This window comes from Amycolatopsis sp. NPDC104819 (genome assembly GCF_055583145.1).
The window spans coordinates 171,024-187,951 of sequence record NZ_JBVJON010000006.1 but is presented as its reverse complement, the minus strand read 5'-3'; the positions used below and the strand labels follow the sequence as shown (position 1 = coordinate 187,951).

Below are 16,928 nucleotides of genomic sequence, written 5' to 3'. Positions count from 1 at the left end.
CGAACAGGTGGCGCATGTGTTCGGTGACGACTACGGCGACAACCCCTCGGACTACTCGCTGGGCCGCGACCACGGCATGGTCGAGTTCTTCTGGCAGCGCTCCGATCCCGGTCAGCCGTGGGCCGGGACGCACTTCTCGGTCCAGGCCCACCGCCTCCGGTACGGCGATCCCGAGCTGGTCAACCCCCTGATCCGCGAGCGCTACGGCCCGTTCGCCGGTCCGGTGACGTTCGACGAGGTCAGGGCACTGCTCACCGAACGGGGCGTCCCACTGGCGGAGGTGCCGTACCCGCTGGAGCCGGACGAGATGCGCGCGTACTGGCAGCCGGACTCGCGGACCACGGTCTACGTCGTCGCCGGGTCCTACTACGGCACCGCGGGTGACGTGTACAAGGTGTCCAGCCCGGACCGGCCGTGATTCCCCGGCTCGGCAAGGACCGGATCCTGGCGGTGCTGGCCGCCGTCGTGGTCCTCGGCCTCTTGGCGTTCCTCGGCCGCGGAAAGGTGTCGCTCGACACGAACGCGCTCCTCGGCAGCGGTTGCGCCGTACCCACGCGGATCACGGCGGTTCCCGGCCCGGCCCCGGACGGCGGCGTCGTGAGGGTCGCCGAGCAGGGACCGGGCGCGGCTGTGCTGGAGAACACGAGCACCCTGGCCGCCTACCGGATCCCGGTGACCTCGGGGGCCCGGACGGTCGAGGTGCCGCTGCTGCTGCCGGGGGAGCGGATCGGCATCGCCCTGGACCGGCCCGAGCCGGGCCCGGCAACCTGGCTGCCCCCGGAGTCTCTCGGCGGCTTCACCCCGGTGACCGCGACCGTCGTCCCCGGCGGGGTCCGCTACCACTCGGCGAACTGCCGGGCGCTGACCAGCCGCGGAGCCGCGGTGCTCCACCGCGACGCGGCCGGCCGCATCACCGGCGGCGAGCAGCTGCCGGCGGCGGGCGTGTCGTGCGCGGTGGGGGAGAAGGAGCTGCCGGCCACCCTCGCTCCCGGCAGCGAGGTCTCCCCGTACTGCGACCTCGCGCCGGAATGATCGCGCGGCGTGCGCCGTTAAACTTGGCTGGCTCTTTTCCTTGAGGCGAAAGCAGGATCTTTGTCTTCGGACGACTTCTCCGCCGAGCTCGCGCGCGAGCAGGCGTACGTCACCACCCTCTACGCGAAGCTCGACGCCGAGCGCGTCGACGCCCAGCGCCGCCTCGACGAGACGCTGCGCCAGACCGGCGGGACGCCGCAGGCCCGCACCGAGCGCGACGTCGCCACGACCCTCTACACCGACCGGTTGGCCCAGCTCGGCTCCGTCGAGCAGGGGCTGGCCTTCGGCCGGCTCGACTTCGTCCCGGGCAGCGCCGAGGAAACCACCTACATCGGCCGGCTCGGGCTGTTCGACGAAGACGACGACTACAAGCCGCTGCTCGTCGACTGGCGGGCGCCGGTCGCGCGGCCGTTCTACCTCGCCACCGCGGCGTCACCCGACGGGGTGCGCCGGCGACGGCACCTGCGGTCGCTGACCCGCAAGGTCACCGGCTTCGACGACGAGATCCTCGACCTCACCGCCGCCGACCAGGGCCAGGACCTCGGCCTGGCCGGCGAGGCCGCGCTGCTGGCCGCGCTCGAACAGCGGCGCACGGGTGAGATGAGCGACATCGTCGCGACCATCCAGGCCGAGCAGGACCGGATCATCCGCGCGCCGCTGGGCGGGGTCATGGTCGTGCAGGGCGGGCCGGGCACCGGCAAGACCGCGGTCGCGCTGCACCGCGCGGCCTACCTGCTCTACACCCACCGCCGGCAGCTCACCACGCGCGGCGTGCTCGTCGTCGGGCCCAACAGCACCTTCCTGCGCTACATCGGCCAGGTGCTGCCGTCGCTCGGCGAGACCGGTGTGCTGCTCGCCACGGTCGGGCAGCTCTACCCGGGCCTGGACGCCGACGGCGTCGAAGGGCGCGAGACGGCCGAGGTCAAGGGCCGGCTGATCATGGCCGATGTGCTCGCGAACGCCGTCCGCGACCGCCAGCGGGTGCCCGAGCCGGTGGTGGAGATCGAGTACGAGCACGACGTCCTGCGGCTCGACCGCAAGACGTGCGCCGACGCCCGCACCCGCGCCCGCCGGTCGCGCCGCCCGCACAACCCGGCGCGCCGCCTGTTCGTCTCCGACGTCCTCGACGCGCTGACCCGCCAGGCCGCGCGGAAGCTCGGGGACGACCTGCTCGACGGCCAGGATCTCCAGGACATCCGCGCCGAGCTGGCCGCGGACGAGAACGTTGCGAAGGCGGTGAACGAGCTGTGGCCGGTGCTGACCCCCGAAGGGGTGCTCGACGACCTGTTCGCCGACCGCGAACGCCTCACGAGCGCCGCCGGGAAGCTGCTGTCCGCCGACGAGCGCGCGCTGCTGGAGAGCGGCCGCGACACGAAGTGGACCCCCGCGGACGTGCCGCTGCTCGACGAGCTGGCCGAGCTGATCGGCGTCGACGACACCGAGGCCCGCGTCGAGCGCAAACGCCGTGAGCGCGAAGACCGCGCGTACGCCGAAGGTGTTCTCGACATCCTCGAACAGGACGAAGAGATCATCGACGAGGAGCTGCTGCGCGTCTCCGACGTCCTCGACGCCGAGCTGTTCGCCGAGCGCCAGGTCGCGCGCAGCGAGCTGACCGCGGCCCAGCGCGCGGCGCAGGACCGGACCTGGACGTTCGGGCACGTGATCGTCGACGAGGCCCAGGAGCTCTCGGCGATGGACTGGCGGCTGCTGATGCGCCGCTCGCCGAACCGGTCGATGACGCTGGTCGGCGACGTCGCGCAGACCGGCGCGGCCGGGGGCGCGCGGTCGTGGGACGAGGTGCTCTCGCCGTACGTCGCGGACCGGTGGCGGCTGGAGCAGCTGACCGTGAACTACCGCACGCCCGCCGAGATCATGGCGGTCGCGGCCCGGGTGCTGGCCGAGGTGGACCCCGCCTTGTCGGCGCCGTCGTCGGTGCGGGAGACGGGAGTGCCGCCGTGGTCGGCGAACCCGGCTTCCCTCGAGCACGCGCTGCCGGAGCTGGTGACCCACGAGCTGTCCGAAGTGGACGGTGGCACGGTGGCGGTGCTGGTGCCGTCCGGGCGTCTCGAGCAGGTTTCGGCGTGGCTCGCCGACCGGGACGAACGGCTGAGCGTGCTGACCGTCGAGCGGTCGAAGGGCCTGGAGTTCGACTCGGTGGTGCTCGTCGCGCCGGACGAGGTCGTGGCGGGCTCGCCGCGCGGGCTCAACGACCTGTACGTGGCCCTGACGCGGGCGACCCGGCGACTCGGTGTGGTCCGGACCGGTGACGAAGTACCGGCACTCTCCGTGCTTCGCTAGGGTGCCCGGCATGCAGAAAATCGGGAAGATCGTGGTCGTCGCCGCGGCGGCGCTGTCGCTGGCCGCGTGTGGCCAGGACGCCAAGACCGAGACGGCCGCCCCCGCGGGCCCGCCGGTCCCGTCGTCGGACGCCGCTCAGGCGACCCAGAGCAAGGGCCGTGAGTGCACCGCGGACGACGTCAAGACGACGGGGAAGTTCGGCGAAGCGCCGACGATCACCATTCCCGACACCTGCGACCCGCCGAAGAAGCTGATCACGAAGGACCTGTCCGAGGGCACCGGCAACGGCGCGAAGGCCGGCCAGAACCTGAAGATGAACTACTCGCTGGTGACCTGGTCGGACAAGCAGAAGCTGGACAGCTCGTTCGACCGCGGTGAGCCGTTCGACCTGCAGCTGGGCGCCGGCATGGTGATCCCGGGCTGGGACCAGGGCCTGGTCGGCATCAAGCAGGGCGGCCGCCGCCTGCTGATCATCCCGCCGGACCTCGGGTACGGCCAGGGCGGCCAGGGCATCAAGCCCAACGAGACGCTCGTCTTCGTCACCGACGCCGTCGCGGTGCCGACCGACAAGGGCTGAGTCCCCACCCGCCCCAAGGTGGCCTTCGGTGCGTTGGACGCACCCAAGGCCGCCTTGGGGCGCTCGGGTCAGGGAATGAGCAGCAGCTTGCCCGTCGTCCGGCGGCCCTGAAGGTCTTCGTGCGCCTTCCGGGCGTCGGCGAGCGGGTACTTGCCGCCGATCCGGATGGTGAGGTCGCCGGCCACGACGGCGTCGAACAGCTCCTTCGACCGCCAGTCGATCTCGTCGCGGCTGCGCGTGTAGTGCGCGGACGTCGGACGGGTCAGGTAGAGGGAGCCGCCGGAGTTGAGGCGCTGCGGGTCGACCGGGGGCACCGGGCCGCTGGACGCGCCGAACAGGGCGAGCAGGCCGCGGACCTTGAGGCTGGCGAGGCTGCCGTCGAACGTGTCCTTGCCGACCCCGTCGTAGACGACGTCGACCCCGGCGCCGCCGGTCAGGTCGCGGGTGAGCTTCGTGAAGTCGTCGCGGTCGTAGCGGATGACCTCGTCGGCGCCGGCCTCGCGGGCGAGCTTCTCCTTCTCCTCGGTCGACACGGTGCCGATCACGCGGGCGCCGCGCGCCTTCGCCAGCTGGACGAGCAGCAGCCCGACCCCGCCCGCGGCCGCGTGCACCAGCACGTCGTGGCCCGGCTTGACCTCGAACGTCGACGCGACCAGGTAGTGCGCGGTCATGCCCTGCAGCATCGTGGCGGCGGCGGTCTCCAGGGAGACGGCTTCGGGAACCTTGACGGCGATGGCGGCCGGCACGATCTTGCGGGCCGCGTAGCTGCCGAGCGAGCCTTGCCAGGCGACGCGGTCGCCGGGGGCGAAGCCGCTGCCGGCGCCGGCTTCGACGACCGTGCCCGCGCCCTCGAGGCCGAGCACGAACGGCAGGTCGATCGGGTAGATGCCCTGGCGCTGGTAGGTGTCGATGTAGTTCACCCCGGCGGCGGCGACGTCGACCAGCAGCTCGCCGGCCTGCGGCGCCGGGACGTCCACATCGGCCGTGGTGAGCACCTCCGGGCCGCCGGTCTTCGTCACCTGCACTGCGGTGGGCATGGGTCCTCCTCGAGTCGGTTCTACCGGGCACAACTATGGCCGACGCCACGCTGTTCCGCGTTCCGGCCGCGGGTTGGTTATGGTTCGGGACGTGGCTGAGGAAACTTCTGAGACCGTCGCCCCGCCGTCCGGCGCTCAGCTGGGCGCGGCGCGCAAGTTCGTGAAGGCGCACGGCAAGCCGTCCCGCGCGGTGGTCGAGAACATCGGCCGGGCCGGGGCCCGGGTCGTGCTGGTCGGCGCGGACGGCGCGCTCGGCGACGTCGTGGTGGCGTCGGTGGCGACCGGCGAGGCGCTGGTCGAGGCGGTCGAGGACCTCGAAGCGGCGTCGTGGGACGCCGAGACCGTGCAGGCCACGAAGATCGGCCCGGAGCACCGCCGCAAGATGGCCGGCCGGTGAGCCGCACCGCGATCCTGGTCGGCTGCGCGGAGCTGCCGTCCGGCGACGGCGACGACGACGCCGTGGTGCCCGCCCTGACCTCTCTGGGCTTCGACGTTTCGTGGGCGGCCTGGGACTCCGGTGCCGACTTCGCCTCCGCCGACGCCGTGATCCTGCGTGCGACCTGGGACTACGCCTCCCGCCGCGCGGAGTTCCTGTCGTGGTGCGAGTCGGTGCCCGCGCTCCTCAACGCGGCCCCAGTGGTGCGCTGGAACACCGACAAGTCGTACCTGGCGGAGCTGCTGGACGCCGGGGTGGCGGTCGTCCCGACCACCCTGGTCGGCCCGGGCGAACCGGTGAAGTTCCCGAAGTCGGCGTACGTGGTCAAGCCGTCGGTCGGCGCGGGTTCCCGCGGAGCGGCACGGTTCGACGCCGGCGCCGACGCGGCCGAGCACGTGGCGGCACTGCACGCCGAGGGGCACACGGCGCTGGTCCAGCCGTACCAGTCCAGTGTGGACACCGAGGGCGAGCTGGCCCTGTCCTACTTCGGCGGCATCTACTCCCACGCGTTCACCAAGGGCGCGATGCTCGGGTCCACAATGGACGAGTCGGGGCTGTACCTGTCGGAGAAGCTGGCGGCGGCCGAGCCCCCGGCGGACGCCGTGGCGCTGGCCGAGGACGTGCTGGACGCGGCGTCGGGCCTGCTGGGGGTCCTGCGGGCGGAGCTGCTGTACGCCCGGGTGGACCTGGTCCGCGGCGCGGACGGCAAGCCGTTGCTGCTGGAGCTGGAGCTGACCGAGCCGTCGCTGGGCTTCCGCCAGACCGACCCGGCGGCCGCGACGCGGTTCGCCTCGGCGGTGCGGCAGCAGCTGGCCTAACCGGCGGCGGCCTCGATGATCGCCGTCAGCTCCGCCGGATGCGACAGGAACGGCGAGTGCGACGACGGCAGCCGCTCGACGTGCCCGGCCCGCCGCGCCATGGCTTCCTGGGCGAACACGGGAATGGCGTTGTCGTCTTCGCACACGACGTACGTGCTGGGCACCGTCTTCCACGCGGCCGCCGTGAGCGTCTCGCGGGCGACCGCGTAGCTCTGCGGCCGCAGCCGGGCGACGGCGTCCGCGGCGACCTCCGGATCGACGTCGCCGAAGAAGATCTCCTGCGGTGTCAACGGGCTGAAGAGGTCACCGTCGACCTTCCACCACGACGGCGGCTGCCCGCCTACCGTGCCGAGGAGCGACTCACCCTCGTCGAGCTGGAAAGCCGTGACGTAGACGAGGTGCGTGACCTGGGACGCGCCCGCCGCGCCTTCGCTCACCGGCGCCCCGCCGTAGGAGTGGGCGACGACGACCACGGGCCCGTCGATCGTGTCGAGGGCTTCGCGCACCGCGCGGGCGTCGTCGTGCAGCCCGGGCCGCCCGGCCGGCGGCGCGACGCTGGGCAGGTCGACGGTCACCACGGGAAACTCGTGGGCGGCCAGCCGCGTCCGGACGGGCTCCCAGCACCAGGAGCCGTGCCAGGCGCCGTGGACGAGCAGCAGGGTGGGTGCGGTCATCGGGACTCCACGGGCTCTCGCGGTTCAGGCGCGCCCAGCTCAGTTCAAGCGCGGCGAATCGGCCAGCCGCGTTTCCACTGGGCGGAAGCTCAGGCGCGCTTCGCGGCCAGCCGGTCCGCTCGGGGCCACCGCACGTCGCTGGCCCAGCCCAGCTGCTCGAAGGTCCGGATCACCCGCGCCGAGACGTCCACCTGGCCCCGCAGCACCCCGTGGCGCGCGCAGGTCGGGTCCGCGTGGTGCGAGTTGTGCCAGGACTCGCCCATCGACAGGATCGCCAGCGGCCAGAAGTTCGCCGCCTTGTCGCGGCTGGCGAACGGGCGCTCGCCGATCAGGTGGCAGATCGAGTTGACCGACCACGACACGTGGTGCAGGAACGCGATCCGCACCAGGCCGGCCCAGAAGAACGCCGTCACGACGCCCCACCACGACCACGACAGCAGGCCGCCCAGGACCGCCGGGAGGGCCAGGCTCAGCGTGATCCACAGCCAGAAGTAGCGGTTCACCACCCGCAGATCCGCGTCCGCCACCAGGTCCGGCGCGAACCGGTCGGCGTTGGTCACCTCGCGGCCGAACATCCACCCCATGTGCGCGTGCCAGAAGCCGCGCAGCAGCGCCGAGGGCGAGGTGCCGAACAGCCACGGGGAGTGCGGGTCGCCCTCGCGGTCGGCGAACGCGTGGTGCCGGCGGTGGCTGGCCACCCAGAAGATCACCGAGCCCTGCACCGCCATGCTGCCCGCGACGGCCAGCACGATCCGCAGCGGCCGGTTCGCCTTGAACGCGCCGTGGGTGAAGTAGCGGTGGTAGCCGACGGTCACCCCGAGCGTTGCGAACACGTAGAACACCGCGGCGAGGATCAGGTCGACCCAGCTCATGCCCCAGCCCCAGACCAGCGGGACCGCGACGAGCAGTGCCACGAACGGCACCAGGAGGAACGTCTTCAGCACGATCATCTCGCCGGTGCCGCGGCGGTGGGAGATCAGCGGCTTGGGGGCGGCGCGCGAGGTCATGGCCGAGACCGTAGCGGTAGCGAGTTACGACGGCGTGGCCGACGGTTGCTCAGGTGGTGGCGAGTTCCGGTTGCTTCGGCGCGGCCGTCAGCGAGACGACCGGGCCGCGGTCGCGGCTGCCGGTCCACAGGGTCGCCGTCGCGACGATGACCGCCATCGCGCCGAGGACGTGGAAGGAGACCATCGCCTCGGGCACGCCCAGCGCGTACTGCAGCGAACCCAGCCCGCCCTGCGCGACGGCGACCACCCAGACCCAGGTGTAGCGCTGCCAAAGGCTCTTCGGCGCGTTGACGCGCATCAGCTGCAGGCCGAACACCGCGAGCAGCAGCAGGTACAGCACCAGCAGCCCGCCGTGGACCTGGGCGAGCGACTCGACCGGGACGGCGAGGCGGTGGGTGTTGATGTCACCGCTGTGCGGGCCCGCGCCGGTGACGGTGGTGCCGGCCGCGAGCACGAGCCACATGACCACGGCGAGCGCGACCAGCAGCTTGCGCCCGGACGGCGGGACCAGCGACCGGGCGGGTTCGTCGCCTTCGCGGAACGCGCGCAGCAGCAGGACGGCCAGCCAGACCAGGGGAGTGGTGGCGAGGAAGTGGATCGCGACGGTCCACCACTCGAGCTTCGCGAGCACGGTCATGCCGCCGACGACGGCCTGCAGCACCACGCCGCCGGGCATCGTCCAGGCGAGCTTCACCAGGCGCTTGCGGGACGGGTGGTCGATCTGGACCCGCCACGCGGTGAGGACGGCGATCGCGGCGACGGCGATGACCACCCCCGTCAGCATCCGGTTGCCGAACTCGATCCACTGGTTGAGCGCGTGGACGCCGGGGTGGTTCACCGGCACGAGGCTGCCGGCGACGCACTGCGGCCAGGTCGGGCAGCCGAGGCCGGACCCGGTGACGCGCACGACGGAGCCGGTGACGCCGATCAGCGCCTGCGCGAGCACCGCGGCGATCCCGACGGCCCGCTGCACGGCGGCGGAGGGAAACGGCAGGCGGGCGACGAGGCTGGTGAACGGCACGACACCGATGGTAGAGCGCGCGGAAAAGCGGCTTTCGGCAGGTCCCGGCGTCCAGAACGGCGTGGCCGGCGCAAGGGACCTAGGTCATCGATGACCGGCACCGAAGGTCAGGCGCGGCCCATCGGGCCGGTCACCTCGTGGTCCGAGATCGCCCAGCAGACGGCCGCGGTCTCGGTCGGTCGCCCGGCCCACCGGCGGGCTCTCCTTCAGCGGCTCAGCCGCGCGGCACTCCTGGGTTCGACCGAGCCCGTGGGCCGGCGCCGCGGCCGGGCTGCCCGGGGACCAGAGCCGGGTCAGGTGAGCTTCGTCGTGCGGGAAGCCAGTGCTCCGGCGAGAACCGCCCACACCACCAGGACCGCCATCGGCCCGGGCGCGAACGCGCCGTCGACCAGCGCCGCCCGCATGCCCTCGGCCAGCGCTCCCGACGGCAGCAGCTCGACCACCACCGCGAGCCCGGAAGGCAGCGCAGAAGGCGCGAGCAGGATGCCGCCCGCCAGCAGCAGGACGAACCAGACGACGTTCGCCAGCGCCAGCACGGCTTCCGCGCGCAGGGCGCCGCCGAGCAGCACGCCGAGCGCTCCGAACGCCAACGTTCCCAGCACCAGCAGCAGGATCGCCGAAGCCAGCCCGGCCGGCGAAGGCGACCAGCCGAGGAACGCCGCCACCACGCCGATGATCACCGACTGCAGGGCCACGACCACCAGCGCCGCCGCCACCCGGCCCGCCACCAGCAGCCACCGGGGCAGCGCCGTCGCCGAGAGGCGCTTCAGCACGCCGTAGCGCCGGTCGAAGCCCAGGGCGATCGCCTGGCCGGTGAACGCCGAGGACATCACCGCCAGCGCCAGGATGCGCGGGGTGATCCAGTCCACTTTGGACGCCGAGCCGAGCTGGGCCGCGGGCAGGATGTCCAAGAGGGACAGGCCGATCAGCAACGCCAGGGGGATGAGCAGGGTCAGCAGCACCTGCTCGCCGTGGCGCAGGGTCAGGCTCGCTTCGATCCGCGCGTGCGTGCGCAGCATGCGGCCGAGCGAGCCGCGCCCGGGCGCCGGGGTGAACGTGCCGGCCGGAAAGGTCACGCGCGCAGCTCCCGTCCGGTCAGCTCGAGGAAGACCTCTTCGAGCGTCCGCTTGCCGACCTGCAGCTCTTCGGGCAGGACACCCTGCTGCGCGCACCACGCGGTCACCGTCGACACGACCTGCGGGTCGACCGAGCCGACCACCACGTAGGTGCCCGGCGCCGACTCGCGCACGGCGTAACCCTCCGGCAGCGCCGCGGTCAGCAGCTCGGTGTCCAGCCGCGTGCGGGCCTTGAAGCGCAGCCCGGCCGCGCCGGTTTCGTCCATGGTCAGCGACTGGGGCGCGCCAGAGACGACGACCTTGCCGTGGTCGACGATCACCACCGTGTCGGCCAGCGCCTCGGCCTCCTCCATCAGGTGCGTGGTCAGCAGCACCGAGACGCCGTCGGCGCGCAGCGCGCCCAGCAGGTCCCAGACCAGCCGGCGGGCCTGCGGGTCCATGCCCGCCGTCGGCTCGTCGAGGAACACCAGCTCCGGGCGCCCGATCAGCGCGCAGGCCAGGGAAAGCCGCTGCTGCTGCCCGCCGGAGAGGCGCTTGAACGGCGTCCGCCGCACCGAGGCCAGCCCGAGGACGTCCAGCAGCCAGGCCGGGTCGAGCGGGGACGCGGCGCAGGAGGCGACCAGGCGGAGCATCTCGTCGGCCCGCACACCCGGGTACGCGCCGCCGCCCTGGGGCATGATCCCGACGCGGGGGCGCAGGTCGGCCGACTGCCGCACGGGGTCGAGGCCGAGCACGCGGACGGTGCCGCCGTCAGGCCGCCGGAAGCCTTCGCAGACCTCGACGGTGGTGGTCTTGCCGGCCCCGTTCGGGCCGAGCAGGGCGAGCAGGCTGCCGCGCTCCATCCGCAGGTCGAGACCGTCGACCGCGCGGGTGGAGCCGTAGCTTTTCACCAGCCCGGTGATCTCGACGGCGGGGGCACTCACATCGGGTCACGATACGGCGTCGGCATGCGCGGGCAGCCGCGGGGACGGCCTGGACAGCAACACGGGAGCCAGCCGCCGCACGATCAGCATTCCCGCGCCGCACACGACGATCGCCGCGACGTAGGCGAACGGCAGCACGTACGGCCGGCCGTCGAAGGTGCTGCCGGTCGGCGGCAGCAGGAACGGCAGGGCCGCGGACAGCACCGTCGCGGCCACCCGGAACCGGGACGTCCCGGCGGCCGCGGCGAGCGGGATCACCGCCCACAGCACGTACCAGGGCTGCAGGTTGATCTGCAGGATCATCACCGCGCCCAGGGAGACGCCGAGCCCGATGATGGGCCGGTAGCGCCACTTGAAGCTGTCCCAGAGGAACTTGACGGTGATGGCGACGGCGACGAGGTAGCCCAGCGCGCCGAGGATCGGCACCAGGGCGTTGGTGTGGTTGCCCAGCCCGAGCGCGATGCCGAGGACACCGGAGAGGTTGGCCAGCTCGGCGGTGGGGGAGATCCACGCGCGGACGAGGCCGGGTGTGTTGAACGTCGCGCCGACCCAGCCGAAGCCGAGCCCGGAGCCGAAGCAGACGGCGGCCAGCACCACGCCGAACCACGCCGCCATCGGCGCCCCGGCCAGGAACAGGTCCTTCAGCCGGCCGTGCCAGCGGCGCGCGACCATCACCGCGAAGAACGGCAGCGCGAACACCGCGGGCACCTTCACCGCGACGCCGAGGGTGATGATCGCCACGCCCAGCCCGATGTAGAGGAGCTCGCCCCGCGCCAGTGGCGGGGGTGTGTCGCCCTTCACCCGGATCGGCAGCCGCCTGATGCCCACCTCCAGCCCGGCGAGCATCAGGCCGACGGCGAGCGCGTCGTTGTGGGCGCCGGCGACGAAGTGGAAGATCAGCAGCGGGTTCAGGGCGCCGAGCCACAGCGCGGTCGCGGGCTGGACGCCGAACCGGCGGGCCAGCCGCGGCAGGGCCCAGACGATGAGCACCACACCCGCGAGCGCGAGCACGCGCTGCAGCAGCACGCCGACCGCGATGCTGTTGCCGGCGAGCGGGGCGAGCCAGCCGCCGAGGCGCAGGACCAGCGGCCCGTACGGCGCCGGTGTCTCGCGCCACATGTTCGACACGCCCGCGGTGTAGGGGTCGGCGACGCCGAGCGCCTGCGCCGGGCCGAGGACGTACGGGTCCATGCCGCGGTGCACGATCTCGCTCTGCGCGAGGTAGCTGTAGACGTCGCGGGAGAACAGTGGCGGGATGACCAGCAGCGGCAGCACCCAGAGCGCGATGGTGCGTGCCAGCTGGCCCTGCGACGCGAGCCGGGCGCGGTCGGGCCGGGCGAACTTGCCGAGCATCAGCCAGCTCAGCACCAGGATGCCCATGCCGGAGATGGCGATGGCCAGCGACACCGTCGGGATGCGGGTGAACAGCCGCAGCACCGGGATCTCCTGCACCGGGTTGATCACCGGGGCGGCGCCGGCGCCGAGCGAGCCGAGGGCGAGGAAGAGCGAGCCGACCGTGCCGAACCGGCGGACGACGTTCAGCCCGCGCTGCTCGTCGGCTTCGAGGGGGAGCGGCTCCAGCGGGCGGATGGGCGAAAGCGTCACCGCGTGGGCACCCTCGGTGCGCACGTCCGTTTCCCGCTCCTGCCGCGCAGGATGTTCACCCACAGCCACGCGTGCAGGGTATCGGTCCGCCCCGGAGTGAGTCGGGTCACTGCCCGGCACCCCGCCTTTGCCGACCGCCGGGAAATAAGACACACTTGTGTTGTGAAAAAGACGGAGGCGGGTGAGCAGGCGGGCGGCGACATGCCCCGCGCCGCACTCCCGCACGTTCCGTCGCAGGTCAGCGCCGAGGGCAAGACCCGGCACGAGGTCGCGCGGCTGCTCCTGGAACAGGGTCCCATGACCGCTGTAGTGGTCGCGGAGCAGCTCGGGATCAGCCCGGCCGCCGTCCGCCGGCACCTCGACGCGCTTCTTTCGGATGGCGAAGCCGAGACGAGGGACGCGCCCCGGCGTGGCCCCCGCGGCCGGGGCCGTCCGGCCAAGCTCTTCCTGCTGACCGAGTCCGGCCGCGCCCGCTTCGGGCACGCCTACGACGACCTGGCCGTCTCCGCCATCCGTTTCCTCGCCGAGCACGCCGGTGAAGACGCCGTACGCGCCTTCGCCGAGCGCCGCGTCGCCTCGCTGGTCGAGCCCCACCGCCCGGCGATCACTGGATCGAGTGATCCGGCGGCACGCGCGGAGGCCCTGGCGACCGCTCTGACCAGGGAGGGCTACGCTGCGTCGACCCGTCAGGTCGGTGCTCCGGCACCGGGCCAGACGGTCGGAGCGCAGCTCTGTCAGCACCACTGTCCGGTCGCCCACGTGGCCGCGGAGTTCCCGCAGCTGTGCGAGGCCGAGACGGAGGCGTTCGCGAAGCTGCTGGGCACCCACGTCCAGCGGCTGGCGACCATCGCACGCGGTGACTCCGCGTGCACCACGCACGTGCCCGTCACGACGGGTAACCCGGCCCATCCCGAGCCGGGAAGCACGGTGCCCTCTGGGCGCGAAGCACGGATCCCGAATGGAGGGAAACCCGCATGACTGCCGCTGCCGAGCAGCGCACTCCCACCACCGCGCCACTGAGCCAGGAAGAGACCATCGAGTCCCTTGGCAAGTACGCGTTCGGCTGGGCCGACTCCGACGAGGCGGGCGCCAGCGCCCGTCGCGGGCTGAACGAGGATGTCGTCACCGACATCTCCGGGAAGAAGTCCGAGCCGGAGTGGATGCGCGAAGCGCGACTGAAGGCGCTCAAGCTCTTCGAGAAGAAGCCCATGCCCAACTGGGGGGCCGACCTCTCCGGGATCGACTTCGACAACATCAAGTACTTCGTCCGCTCCAGCGAGAAGCAGGCTGCGAGCTGGGAAGACCTGCCCGAGGACATCAAGAACACGTACGACAAGCTCGGCATCCCCGAGGCGGAGAAGCAGCGCCTCGTCGCCGGTGTCGCCGCCCAGTACGAGTCCGAGGTCGTCTACCACTCGATCCGCGAGGACCTCGAGAAGCAGGGCGTGCTCTTCCTGGACACGGACACGGCGCTCAAGGAGCAGCCGGAGCTGTTCGAGGAGTACTTCGGCTCGGTCATCCCGGCCGGCGACAACAAGTTCTCCGCGCTGAACACGGCGGTCTGGTCCGGCGGCTCGTTCATCTACGTGCCGAAGGGCGTGCACGTGGACATCCCGCTGCAGGCCTACTTCCGGATCAACACCGAGAACATGGGCCAGTTCGAGCGCACCCTGATCATCGTCGACGAAGGTGCGTACGTGCACTACGTCGAGGGTTGCACGGCGCCGATCTACCAGTCCGACTCGCTGCACTCGGCGGTCGTGGAGATCATCGTCAAGAAGGGCGCCCGCTGCCGCTACACGACCATCCAGAACTGGTCGAACAACGTCTACAACCTGGTCACCAAGCGCGCCAAGTGCGAAGAGGGCGCGACCATGGAATGGATCGACGGCAACATCGGTTCCAAGGTGACCATGAAGTACCCGTCGGTCTTCCTCATGGGCGAGCACGCCAAGGGTGAGGTCCTCTCGGTCGCGTTCGCGGGCGAGGGCCAGCACCAGGACGCGGGCGCCAAGATGGAGCACCTCGCGCCGTACACCTCCTCGACGATCGTGTCGAAGTCGGTGGCGCGCGGCGGCGGCCGCACCTCCTACCGCGGCCTGGTCCGCGTGGCGAAGCGGGCGCACCACTCGCGCTCCAGCGTGGTCTGCGACGCCCTGCTGGTCGACACGATCTCGCGCTCGGACACCTACCCGTACGTGGACATCCGCAACGACGAGGTGTCCATGGGCCACGAGGCCACGGTGTCCAAGGTCAGCGAAGAGCAGCTGTTCTACCTGATGTCGCGCGGCCTCGACGAGGCCGAGGCGATGGCGATGATCGTGCGCGGGTTCGTCGAGCCGATCGCGCGTGAGCTGCCGATGGAGTACGCGCTCGAGCTGAACCGCCTGATCGAGCTCCAGATGGAAGGGTCCGTCGGCTAGTCATGTCGGTTACCGAGAACAACGTTTCGGAGTCGCTTCGCGAGGGCGCGGTCATCCCGGCCGCGTCCCGCGCGGAGCGCTTCACCTCCTACGACGTCGAGGCCTTCGAGGTTCCGGGCGGCCGTGAGGAGAACTGGCGCTTCACGCCGATGAAGCGGCTGCGTGGCCTGCACGACGGGTCCGCGGTCGCCACCGGCGAGATCACGCTGGAAGCCGACGCCGCCCCCGAGCTCACCATCGAGACCGTCGGCCGCGACGACTCGCGGCTGGGCGCCGCGGGTATCCCGAGCGACCGGATCGCCGCCCAGGCGTACTCCTCGTTCACCCAGGCCACCGTCGTGACGGTGCCGAAGGAGACGAAGGCGTCCAAGCCGTCGGTGCTGCGCATCCACGGCCCGGGTGTGGACAAGGTGGCCTACGGGCACCTGCAGGTCCGCGCCGAGGCGTTCGCCGAAGCCGTCGTCGTCCTCGACCACGTCGGCTCCGGCACCTACGCCGACAACGTCGAGTTCGTCATCGGCGACGGCGCCAAGGTCACCGTGGTCAGCGTCCAGGACTGGGCCGACGACGCGGTGCACGTCTCCGAGCAGCACCTGAAGCTGGGCCGCGACGCCGCGCTGCGGCACACGGTCATCACCCTGGGCGGTGACCTGGTCCGCGTCTCGCCGACGGCGACCTTCACCGACAAGGGCGGCGACGTCGACATGCTCGGCGTCTACTTCGCCGACGGCGGCCAGCACCAGGAGCACCGCCTCTTCGTCGACCACGCGGTGCCGAACTGCAAGTCGCGCGTGGGCTACAAGGGCGCGCTGCAGGGCGAGGGCGCGCACACGGTGTGGATCGGCGACGTGCTGATCCGCGCCGCGGCCGAGTCGACCGACACCTACGAGTTCAACCGCAACCTGGTGCTCACGCCGGGTGCGCGCGCGGACTCCGTGCCGAACCTCGAGATCGAGACCGGCGAGATCGAAGGCGCCGGCCACGCGAGCGCGACGGGAAGGTTCGACGACGAGCAGTTGTTCTACCTCCAGTCGCGCGGGATCGCCGAAGAAGCCGCTCGCCGTCTGGTCGTGCGCGGGTTCTTCCACGAGATCCTGGTGAAGATCGACGTCCCCGAGGTGCGCGAGCGCCTCGAAGCCGCGATCGAGGCCGAGCTCGAAGCCGTTGGCGCCTGACCGCTCTCTGACTTAGGAAACGAAGAAATGGCTACCCTGGAAATCAAGGACCTGCACGCCTCGGTCGACACCGACGAAGGCGCCAAGGAGATCCTCAAGGGCGTGAACCTGACGATCAAGTCGGGCGAGACCCACGCGATCATGGGCCCCAACGGCTCCGGCAAGTCCACCCTGTCCTACGCGATCGCCGGTCACCCGAAGTACCAGGTGACCTCCGGCGAGGTGCTGCTCGACGGCGAGAACGTCCTCGAGATGAGCGTCGACGAGCGTGCCCGCGCCGGCCTGTTCCTGGCCATGCAGTACCCGGTCGAGGTCCCCGGCGTCTCCATGTCCAACTTCCTCCGCACCGCGGCCACCGCGGTCCGTGGCGAGGCCCCCAAGCTGCGCCACTGGGTCAAGGAGGTCAAGGAGGAGATGGGCAAGCTCGAGATCTCGCAGGAGTTCGCCGAGCGCTCGGTCAACGAGGGCTTCTCCGGCGGCGAGAAGAAGCGCCACGAGATCCTGCAGCTGGCGCTGCTCAAGCCGAAGTTCGCCATCCTCGACGAGACCGACTCCGGCCTGGACGTCGACGCGCTGCGCGTCGTCTCCGAGGGTGTCAACGCGTACAAGGCTTCCAGCGAGGTCGGCGTCATGCTGATCACGCACTACACGCGGATCCTGCGGCACATCACGCCGGACTTCGTGCACGTCTTCGCCGGCGGCAAGATCGTCGAGTCGGGCCAGACAGCATTGGCAGACGAGCTGGAGGAGAACGGCTACGTCAAGTACGTGGGCAAGCCCGAGCCCGCCGCTCTCTGACTTCCGTAGTACTACACCGAGAACGAGA

Annotated in this window: 17 protein-coding genes; 10 read left to right on the top strand and 7 right to left on the bottom strand. The window is 71.6% G+C overall.

What is annotated here, in order from left to right; all coding sequences use genetic code 11:
- The first annotated feature begins 16 nt into the window (after nucleotides 1–16).
- Genes ACZ63E_RS20280 through ACZ63E_RS20265 form a run of 4 tightly spaced genes read left to right on the top strand, consistent with a single transcriptional unit; the run spans nucleotide 17 to nucleotide 3,907 of the window.
- Nucleotides 17–418, top strand: coding sequence for a hypothetical protein (locus ACZ63E_RS20280; RefSeq protein WP_465337702.1), 402 nt, complete (start codon nucleotides 17–19; stop codon nucleotides 416–418).
- Complete coding sequence (locus ACZ63E_RS20275; protein WP_465337701.1) at nucleotides 415–1,032, top strand: hypothetical protein; 618 nt, start codon at nucleotides 415–417, stop codon at nucleotides 1,030–1,032. Before ACZ63E_RS20280 ends, ACZ63E_RS20275 begins: the two co-directional genes overlap by 4 nt.
- 60 nt (nucleotides 1,033–1,092) lie before the next feature.
- On the top strand, nucleotides 1,093–3,330 hold the full coding sequence (locus ACZ63E_RS20270) for a HelD family protein (protein ID WP_465337700.1): 2,238 nt from the start codon (nucleotides 1,093–1,095) through the stop codon (nucleotides 3,328–3,330).
- 10 nt (nucleotides 3,331–3,340) lie between these two features.
- The gene (locus ACZ63E_RS20265) at nucleotides 3,341–3,907 is read left to right on the top strand and encodes an FKBP-type peptidyl-prolyl cis-trans isomerase (protein ID WP_465337699.1); all 567 of its coding nucleotides are present in this window, start codon (nucleotides 3,341–3,343) and stop codon (nucleotides 3,905–3,907) included.
- Nucleotides 3,908–3,975: 68 nt separating this feature from the next.
- Here the strand turns inward: ACZ63E_RS20265 and ACZ63E_RS20260 are convergent, their stop codons facing one another.
- Nucleotides 3,976–4,944 (bottom strand): quinone oxidoreductase family protein, encoded by a 969-nt coding sequence (locus ACZ63E_RS20260; protein ID WP_465337697.1) that lies wholly within the window; start codon nucleotides 4,942–4,944, stop codon nucleotides 3,976–3,978.
- 79 nt (nucleotides 4,945–5,023) lie between these two features.
- Between ACZ63E_RS20260 and ACZ63E_RS20255 the strand changes: the two genes are divergently transcribed.
- Entirely contained in the window at nucleotides 5,024–5,341 is a 318-nt protein-coding gene (locus ACZ63E_RS20255) for a hypothetical protein (RefSeq protein ID WP_465311199.1), read from the top strand.
- On the top strand, nucleotides 5,338–6,198 hold the full coding sequence (locus ACZ63E_RS20250) for an ATP-grasp domain-containing protein (protein ID WP_465337695.1): 861 nt from the start codon (nucleotides 5,338–5,340) through the stop codon (nucleotides 6,196–6,198). Before ACZ63E_RS20255 ends, ACZ63E_RS20250 begins: the two co-directional genes overlap by 4 nt.
- On the opposite strand, the gene ACZ63E_RS20245 is transcribed toward ACZ63E_RS20250, so the two are convergent.
- The 6 genes from ACZ63E_RS20245 to mptB form a co-directional block, all read right to left on the bottom strand.
- Nucleotides 6,195–6,872, bottom strand: a complete 678-nt coding sequence (locus ACZ63E_RS20245; RefSeq protein ID WP_465337693.1) for an alpha/beta fold hydrolase — start codon at nucleotides 6,870–6,872, stop codon at nucleotides 6,195–6,197. The genes ACZ63E_RS20250 and ACZ63E_RS20245 overlap by 4 nt on opposite strands.
- An 89-nt stretch (nucleotides 6,873–6,961) precedes the next feature.
- Nucleotides 6,962–7,879 carry an acyl-CoA desaturase gene (locus ACZ63E_RS20240; protein WP_465337691.1) on the bottom strand — a complete coding sequence of 306 codons (918 nt, stop codon included), beginning with the start codon at nucleotides 7,877–7,879 and terminating at the stop codon, nucleotides 6,962–6,964.
- A 49-nt stretch (nucleotides 7,880–7,928) separates the two neighbouring features.
- Nucleotides 7,929–8,900 (bottom strand): COX15/CtaA family protein, encoded by a 972-nt coding sequence (locus ACZ63E_RS20235; RefSeq protein ID WP_465311202.1) that lies wholly within the window; start codon nucleotides 8,898–8,900, stop codon nucleotides 7,929–7,931.
- A 293-nt stretch (nucleotides 8,901–9,193) separates the two neighbouring features.
- On the bottom strand, nucleotides 9,194–9,919 hold the full coding sequence (locus ACZ63E_RS20230) for an ABC transporter permease (protein ID WP_465338089.1): 726 nt from the start codon (nucleotides 9,917–9,919) through the stop codon (nucleotides 9,194–9,196).
- Between the two features lie 53 nt (nucleotides 9,920–9,972).
- Nucleotides 9,973–10,899: an ABC transporter ATP-binding protein gene (locus tag ACZ63E_RS20225; RefSeq protein ID WP_465311203.1), complete on the bottom strand. Its 927-nt coding sequence runs from the start codon at nucleotides 10,897–10,899 to the stop codon at nucleotides 9,973–9,975.
- A gap of 6 nt (nucleotides 10,900–10,905) precedes the next feature.
- On the bottom strand, nucleotides 10,906–12,528 hold the full coding sequence (gene mptB / locus ACZ63E_RS20220) for a polyprenol phosphomannose-dependent alpha 1,6 mannosyltransferase MptB (RefSeq protein WP_465338088.1): 1,623 nt from the start codon (nucleotides 12,526–12,528) through the stop codon (nucleotides 10,906–10,908).
- A 177-nt stretch (nucleotides 12,529–12,705) separates the two neighbouring features.
- On the opposite strand from mptB, the gene ACZ63E_RS20215 reads away from it, so the two are divergent.
- From ACZ63E_RS20215 to sufC, 4 genes are read left to right on the top strand one after another with little or no spacing between them, the layout of a single operon-like run.
- Complete coding sequence (locus ACZ63E_RS20215) at nucleotides 12,706–13,482, top strand: helix-turn-helix transcriptional regulator (RefSeq protein WP_465311422.1); 777 nt, start codon at nucleotides 12,706–12,708, stop codon at nucleotides 13,480–13,482.
- Nucleotides 13,479–14,927, top strand: a complete 1,449-nt coding sequence (gene sufB, locus ACZ63E_RS20210) for a Fe-S cluster assembly protein SufB (RefSeq protein WP_465311204.1) — start codon at nucleotides 13,479–13,481, stop codon at nucleotides 14,925–14,927. Before ACZ63E_RS20215 ends, sufB begins: the two co-directional genes overlap by 4 nt.
- 2 nt (nucleotides 14,928–14,929) lie before the next feature.
- On the top strand, nucleotides 14,930–16,102 hold the full coding sequence (gene sufD / locus ACZ63E_RS20205) for a Fe-S cluster assembly protein SufD (protein ID WP_465337689.1): 1,173 nt from the start codon (nucleotides 14,930–14,932) through the stop codon (nucleotides 16,100–16,102).
- Between the two features lie 27 nt (nucleotides 16,103–16,129).
- Nucleotides 16,130–16,900, top strand: a complete 771-nt coding sequence (gene sufC / locus ACZ63E_RS20200; RefSeq protein ID WP_465337687.1) for a Fe-S cluster assembly ATPase SufC — start codon at nucleotides 16,130–16,132, stop codon at nucleotides 16,898–16,900.
- Nucleotides 16,901–16,928: the final 28 nt, after the last annotated feature.

What these genes read in the sequence shown, in the direction of transcription:
- ACZ63E_RS20265 (WP_465337699.1), top strand. Translation starts at nt 3,341, where the DNA reads ATGCAGAAAATCGGGAAGATCGTGGTCGTCGCCGCGGCGGCGCTGTCG.
- ACZ63E_RS20260 (WP_465337697.1), bottom strand. Translation starts at nt 4,944, where the DNA reads ATGCCCACCGCAGTGCAGGTGACGAAGACCGGCGGCCCGGAGGTGCTC.
- ACZ63E_RS20255 (WP_465311199.1), top strand. Translation starts at nt 5,024, where the DNA reads ATGGTTCGGGACGTGGCTGAGGAAACTTCTGAGACCGTCGCCCCGCCG.
- ACZ63E_RS20245 (WP_465337693.1), bottom strand. Translation starts at nt 6,872, where the DNA reads ATGACCGCACCCACCCTGCTGCTCGTCCACGGCGCCTGGCACGGCTCC.
- ACZ63E_RS20240 (WP_465337691.1), bottom strand. Translation starts at nt 7,879, where the DNA reads ATGACCTCGCGCGCCGCCCCCAAGCCGCTGATCTCCCACCGCCGCGGC.
- ACZ63E_RS20230 (WP_465338089.1), bottom strand. Translation starts at nt 9,919, where the DNA reads ATGCTGCGCACGCACGCGCGGATCGAAGCGAGCCTGACCCTGCGCCAC.
- ACZ63E_RS20215 (WP_465311422.1), top strand. Translation starts at nt 12,706, where the DNA reads ATGCCCCGCGCCGCACTCCCGCACGTTCCGTCGCAGGTCAGCGCCGAG.
- sufB (WP_465311204.1), top strand. Translation starts at nt 13,479, where the DNA reads ATGACTGCCGCTGCCGAGCAGCGCACTCCCACCACCGCGCCACTGAGC.
- sufD (WP_465337689.1), top strand. Translation starts at nt 14,930, where the DNA reads ATGTCGGTTACCGAGAACAACGTTTCGGAGTCGCTTCGCGAGGGCGCG.
- sufC (WP_465337687.1), top strand. Translation starts at nt 16,130, where the DNA reads ATGGCTACCCTGGAAATCAAGGACCTGCACGCCTCGGTCGACACCGAC.